This is a genomic window from Bacillus sp. 05T22 (assembly GCF_056396765.1).
On record NZ_JBFTMC010000171.1, the window covers coordinates 1 to 6,064 of the forward strand.

9 protein-coding genes are annotated in these 6,064 nt (G+C 34.0%); 6 read left to right on the plus strand and 3 right to left on the minus strand.

The features are described from left to right. Positions 1-183 precede the first annotated feature (183 nt). Positions 184-741, plus strand: coding sequence for an HTH-type transcriptional regulator Hpr (locus AC1DIT_RS26730; protein ID WP_016113662.1), 558 nt, complete (start codon positions 184-186; stop codon positions 739-741). Between the two features lie 6 nt (positions 742-747). On the opposite strand, the gene AC1DIT_RS26735 is transcribed toward AC1DIT_RS26730, so the two are convergent. Beyond that, on the minus strand, positions 748-1,083 hold the full coding sequence (locus AC1DIT_RS26735; RefSeq protein ID WP_016113661.1) for a DUF1878 family protein: 336 nt from the start codon (positions 1,081-1,083) through the stop codon (positions 748-750). Between the two features lie 119 nt (positions 1,084-1,202). Between AC1DIT_RS26735 and AC1DIT_RS26740 the strand changes: the two genes are divergently transcribed. Continuing rightward, the gene (locus AC1DIT_RS26740; protein ID WP_016113660.1) at positions 1,203-1,397 is read left to right on the plus strand and encodes a hypothetical protein; all 195 of its coding nucleotides are present in this window, start codon (positions 1,203-1,205) and stop codon (positions 1,395-1,397) included. A gap of 30 nt (positions 1,398-1,427) precedes the next feature. On the opposite strand, the gene AC1DIT_RS26745 is transcribed toward AC1DIT_RS26740, so the two are convergent. Beyond that, positions 1,428-1,499 (minus strand): YjcZ family sporulation protein, encoded by a 72-nt coding sequence (locus AC1DIT_RS26745; protein WP_224796251.1) that lies wholly within the window; start codon positions 1,497-1,499, stop codon positions 1,428-1,430. 356 nt (positions 1,500-1,855) lie between these two features. Between AC1DIT_RS26745 and prsA the strand changes: the two genes are divergently transcribed. The 4 genes from prsA to AC1DIT_RS26765 all read left to right on the plus strand — a co-directional run bounded on the left by prsA (position 1,856) and on the right by AC1DIT_RS26765 (position 4,655). Beyond that, positions 1,856-2,701 (plus strand): peptidylprolyl isomerase PrsA, encoded by an 846-nt coding sequence (gene prsA / locus AC1DIT_RS26750; RefSeq protein ID WP_016113659.1) that lies wholly within the window; start codon positions 1,856-1,858, stop codon positions 2,699-2,701. A 594-nt stretch (positions 2,702-3,295) separates the two neighbouring features. Next, a complete protein-coding gene (locus tag AC1DIT_RS26755) occupies positions 3,296-3,739 on the plus strand; it encodes a helix-turn-helix transcriptional regulator (protein WP_033671010.1) in 444 nt (147 codons plus the stop codon). 43 nt (positions 3,740-3,782) lie between these two features. Further along, positions 3,783-4,253 (plus strand): hypothetical protein, encoded by a 471-nt coding sequence (locus AC1DIT_RS26760; protein WP_016132562.1) that lies wholly within the window; start codon positions 3,783-3,785, stop codon positions 4,251-4,253. A 57-nt stretch (positions 4,254-4,310) separates the two neighbouring features. Then, a complete protein-coding gene (locus AC1DIT_RS26765; protein WP_016132561.1) occupies positions 4,311-4,655 on the plus strand; it encodes a hypothetical protein in 345 nt (114 codons plus the stop codon). Between the two features lie 70 nt (positions 4,656-4,725). Here AC1DIT_RS26765 and AC1DIT_RS26770 read toward each other — a convergent pair. Continuing rightward, on the minus strand, positions 4,726-6,064 hold a 1,339-nt coding region (locus tag AC1DIT_RS26770), incomplete at its 5' end, for a glycerol-3-phosphate dehydrogenase/oxidase (RefSeq protein WP_476998538.1).

Consider the following 6,064-nt stretch of genomic DNA (forward strand, 5'->3'; position numbering starts at 1 on the left):
CTATTACGTGAAGATAACACATATAGTTATGACACCTAAAACGCTTCCACAGTTATGCATGATTCGTACAAGAATATAATTTTTCCTAAAAATTTTCACAATTCTCACAAAAAGACTTTATTAATTTTTATTTTACTGGCATAATAGATACTAATGAATAAGAATGTAAAAGTGGGTGAGTAAATGAAAAGTGGAGAAAAAGATTATTCGGTAAAAGAAGCCATGATTTTCAGTCAACGCATTGCTCAATTATCGAAGGCATTATGGAAATGCGTAGAAAAAGATTGGCAACAGTGGATTAAACCATATGATTTAAACATTAACGAACATCATATTTTATCCATTGCTTATCATTTAAAAGGGGCCTCTATTTCTGAGATTGCAAAGTTTGGCGTTATGCATGTATCAACTGCATTTAACTTTTCCAAAAAACTTGAAGAGCGCGGCTATCTTGTATTTTCAAAAAAAGAAGATGATAAGCGAAATACGTATATTGAAATTACAGAAAAAGGGGAAACATTGCTGCTGCAATTAATGGAGGAGTATGACCCTGAAAATAATTCGGTCTTTAATGGCGCTCTTGCACTTCGCAATTTTTATGGTAAGTTCCCAGAAAATATCGAGTTAATCGCGATTTTAAGAAATATTTATGGACAAGATTTTATCGATATTTTTGAGAAATCACTAGAAAATATTGAGGAAAATTTTACGGAACACGATCAAAAATTAATTAAAAAATAATATTGATTATTTTTTCGCTGTCATGCGTAAAAATTCTTGCATAATTGGCTGAAATAAGCCCTGTCTATGTAGCGCTTCTGCAGTCTCGTTTACTTCGAGCTGATGTGGAAGCGCTTTTTCAAACTGCTCCAAAAGAGCATCAAACAAAAGTAAGCCTTCTTGTTTCTCTACTATGTATTGTTCGTTCAATTGTTCACAAAGATTCAGTATACGTTCAATATCTTTTTTACGAGCTTTATTCTTTATAATTAAAGAATAAAATGGACACTTATCTTCATCGATCATTTGGAAAAGAAGTTCTACATAATATTCAGCTTGCTCTAGTCGTTTTACAACGTCCATTTTCCCCCTCACTTTCTAACACAAGGTCTTCTATTTCTGAATTTTATAACACGAACAAAATATCGTATGATACAATATATAAAAGTATATGTATTTTGGCCAAAAGGAGGTATCTCCTCGTGACTCTTATAGAAATTGTTTTTGTCACATTTGCACTTATTGTTCTATTCTACACGAATTTCCTGACACATACACTGTGTGTACGGAAACAACTATCCGAGAGCCGACAAACGAGCGCTTTTCGGGTTATTAATATATGTATTACCATTCTATTAATTTCTAGTTATATAGAAATTATATTTCATGCAAAGTGAGGAAGGAAAGCCCCTTCCTCATTTTTTCCTCTATAAGCAAATTATACCTATAATGACTAATAAAATAAACAGTACAACCAATAAAATAAGTGATGAATTCATTCACCCATCCCCTCTCCTCTTTCCTATATATGCTACACGCGCCCAATATGGTACTCATTCCCAATCTGACAATCTTTATAAACAAATGGGTAATTTTTCTTTATCAATAGGAAAAGACGTCGAAATATGGTATATTAAATTTTGTACATATTGCTTATACTATAGAATAAAATTACCTTCAGCTAGATTTTATCCTCAGCCTCGGTAAGCCCTGTTAAGCAGGCTTTTAACTTTATAAGAAAGCGAAACCAGTGAGACTTAATCGGGCTCTTTTGGACAAGCATCATCTGAAATGAGGACGCTTGCCATTTGTGCGGGATAAATTAAAAATACATAATAGTAGGAGTGTTTATTGAATGAAGAAAGCTATGCTTGCCTTAGCAGCAACAAGTTTGATTGCCTTATCAGCATGTGGATCATCTGACAAAATCGTTACATCTAAAGCGGGTGACATTTCAAAAGAAGACCTTTACAACAAAATGAAAGACAGAGCTGGTAAACAAATTTTACGTGGTATGGTACTTGAGAAAGTACTTGTTAAAAACCATAAAGTCGACGATAAAGAAGTTGACAAAAAAGTTGATGAATACAAAAAGCAACTTGGCGATCAATTTGACGCAGCTTTAAAACAACAAGGCTTTACAAAAGACTCATTTAAAGAAAGCGTTCGCGCTGAATTAGCGATGGACAAAGCTATTGAAAGCAGTATCACTGACAAAGAATTAAAAGAGAATTATAAACCTGAAATTAAAGCAAGTCACATCCTTGTAAAAGATGAAGCAACTGCGAAAAAAGTAAAAGAAGAACTTGGACAAGGTAAATCTTTTGAAGAACTTGCAAAACAATACTCAGAAGATAAAGGTTCTGCTGAAAAAGGCGGCGACTTAGGCTACTTCGGACCTGGTAAAATGGTAAAAGAATTTACAGATGCTGCATATAAATTGAAAAAAGATGAAGTAAGTGAACCTGTAAAATCACAATTCGGTTACCATATCATCAAAGTAACTGATATTAAAGAACAAAAACCATTTGAAGAAGAAAAAGCAAACATTAAAAAAGACCTAGTTGAGAAGAAAAAACAAGATCCTCAATTCATGGCTGAGCTTCAAGACAAAGAACTTAAAAAAGCTGATGTGAAGGTTGAAGATAAAGATTTAAAAGATACCTTTGAGACTCCAAAAGCTGAAAAAGAGAAGAAATAATTTAATTACAATAAGCTGTCAGGCGTCCCTGACAGCTTATTTTGCATTCATTGTGCTCCCATCCTGTCTAGGAAACGAGCTAAAAAAGCATCTAGCAAAAAGCTAGATGCAGATAAAAACACAAGGGAAGATAAAAATCTTCCCTTAACCCGTATGCTATTATAACCAAAAATCATGAAAAAGCATAAAAAGTATTGTTTTTATTTCAACTAACATTGCAATTAGGAAAGTAAGGTTTATTTTTCAAACCTCACCAATGTTTTTTCAGGAATAGTAATCTTGTCTATATCAAAGCTATTAAGTTTAAGAGTGATCTCACCTTCTTCCCCAATCCAACAACTATACAGTTCAAAATAATCCACTTATTCCAGATATTCATTCATTATTGYACATAGTCTGTTTAGCTTCTCCTTTGATTCCGTGCAAATCCTTTGGTACGTATATTTCGAAATCTCAATTCCCCAACCAGTTGACACCTCATAAAGTGAAACTTTATGAGGTGGGAGTGTTACTGTCCGTTAATGCGAGATAACTTGCTAAACTCATTCTTCTCCCTCCTTACTATCTTCTCTTCCTACTTTCTCCGAATAAGTAATATTTCCATTCTTTCATGCGAAATTAAAGCTCATTCGCGTTGAAAGTGATTTATCACAGGATAAAATGGCTGAAATTATTGGTTTATCAAAGAAAACATTAGTGGAAATCGAAAAAGGTAGACGCACGCTCACATGGTCAGGTGCAGTTTGTGTTGTAACGCTTTTTGAACATAGTGAGACGATCCAAATGGCATTTGGTGATGATGTGAACGAAATTATTAAAATGATTGCTTTTTCACATTACGATATGAGTTTCCCGAAGACTTTAGGAGGAAAAGTATGGTGGCGACAAATAAAGGAGTTAAACGGTTATAAAATACAACAAAATATTCTTTCGCAGCATTATAGAATTTTAGACGCTGAAGACTGTAGAGTATGTAGTTCATTTGAGTTAGATGAAATTGAAAAAAGATTTAAAGAAGTGACAAAACTGTCGCAGTAAAAAAGATGAAATTGATATGAAACGATGAAAGGAATTGAATGATATGAAAAAAATTATGATTGCAACATTATCCATTGGTATCGTAATGGGGTTATCAACGATTGCATTTGCAAATACAGGTACAAAAACTGAAATCTATAAAGAAGAGCTAGCACATTTCAAAACAATCAATCCCGATATTACAATACTAGAAGTTGATTTAGTGATGAAACAAAGAAAACAATTAGATGAATTATATGAACAACTAGAGAAATTAGAACTGAATTATGGAATTCGTGTTGATAACACAAAAGATCCAAATAAGGAACCAAAACACCTAGATGATTTAACAACAACGCAGCGTGAAAATTGCCTTCAGCTAAATATCAAAATTTGGGATGAAGAGCTTCAGTTTTTAGATGTTCAATATAAAGCTGGTCTCATAAAAGAAGATATGTATAGAACTGAAAAGAAAAACTTTACATATTTTAAAGACGAAAACGTAAAAGAAAAAAATCAATTACACACTAATTAACGCTATAACAGAAACTACTTACATATAAAATAAATCAAATGTTGGAGAGGTATTCAATTGAAAAAAGCAAACACGATTACTATTATAAATACTTTAATGATTAGCATGCTCGTACTAAATTTATTTATTTTCACATCACGAGTTGCAGCTTTACCATGGTTCATTGAGGATGGCTGGGGATATTCAGGATTAATACTTACCTCTGTTGTTTTCTTATTCATCTTTTTTAAATCTTACCAGCTTCACAAAAATGGAAAAGTAACTACTTTACAGAAGTTCATTCCACTTGTTGCTGCACTATTTTCACTCTTCGTTATGTTAAGTTACTCAACGGATTTTATGACTATATTTGCTCTTATCGTCAATACGAGTATATTAATCATTTATATTTGGAAAATGTAAATAATGCAAGAGAAAAAGAGTTGTTCCATCGAACAACTCTTTTTCTTTCTATTCTACGTATAATAAACACTTACGCTAGAGCTGCCGCTTGTTCTTGCTGATCTACAGGCACGACAGCGTCTCTTAATGCTTTCTCTAATTCAGCTGTATATTTCATTTGTTCTTCTTTACTCCAGCCTAATTTCGCTGCCATATATACAACGACTGCTTCTTTCCACTCATATACCCAGTGAATGTTAAAGAATACAGCTCCTCTGCGGCGTACGAAGAAGTCGACTGGTTTTGCTGTCATTTCATAGTCCATTGCGTATACAAGCGGTACAAGCACGTCTAACGACATGTTATATTCTTTTGCTTCTGCTTTATGTTGTTTTGCTAAGTTAAAGAGAATATCTACGTTAGATCCATAGAATTTCGCAAACTCTTCTGCTTGCTTTGCTGTTAAACCATATTTTGTTCCCTCTTGTACTTTTTTCGCAACGAATGTTGGGAATTGTTTTGATCCACTTACATGTCCACCAGAGATTGGCATATGCTTCGTTTCACTTTTCGGATACGCACTATGTCCTTCTTTTTGTAATAATGACGTTACATAATCTACTACCATTTCAGCCATTTTACGATACCCTGTTAATTTTCCGCCCGCAATTGTGATTAAACCAGATTCAGAAGTCCAAATTTCATCTTTACGAGAAATTTCAGATGCGCTCTTACCTTCTTCATAAATTAATGGGCGAACACCAGCCCAGCTTGATTCAATATCTTTTTCTGTAATTTTTACGCTCGGGAACATATAGTTAATCGCATTAATGATATATGTGCGATCTTCTGTTGTCATTTGTGGTACTGCTGCGTCTTTATCATAGAACGTATCAGTTGTACCTACATATGTTTTCCCGCCACGTGGAATTGCGAAGACCATACGCTTGTCTGGTGTATCAAAGTAGATCGCTTGCCCTAGTGGGAAACGTTTTTGATCGATTACTAAGTGAACACCTTTAGATAATTGCAATACTTTTCCTCTTTTTGAATTATCTTTTTCACGTAATGTATCTACCCAAGGTCCAGCTGCGTTTACAATTTTCTTACCGTATACTTCATACACTTCTCCATCTAATAAATCGACGACACGTACACCACATACTTTTCCATCTTTATATAAGAAACCGTCTACTTTTGCATAGTTGACTGCTTTTGCACCATGTTCAATTGCTTCTTTCATAACTTCGATTGTTAAACGAGCATCATCTGTACGATACTCTACGTAATAACCGCCGCCTTTTAGTCCTTCTTGTTTCACAAGCGGTTCTTTTTTCATTGTTTCTTCGCGGCTAAACATCTTCCTACGCTCGCTTCGTTTTACACCTGCTAGGAAGTCGTATACACGAAGACCGATTGATGTACTGAAT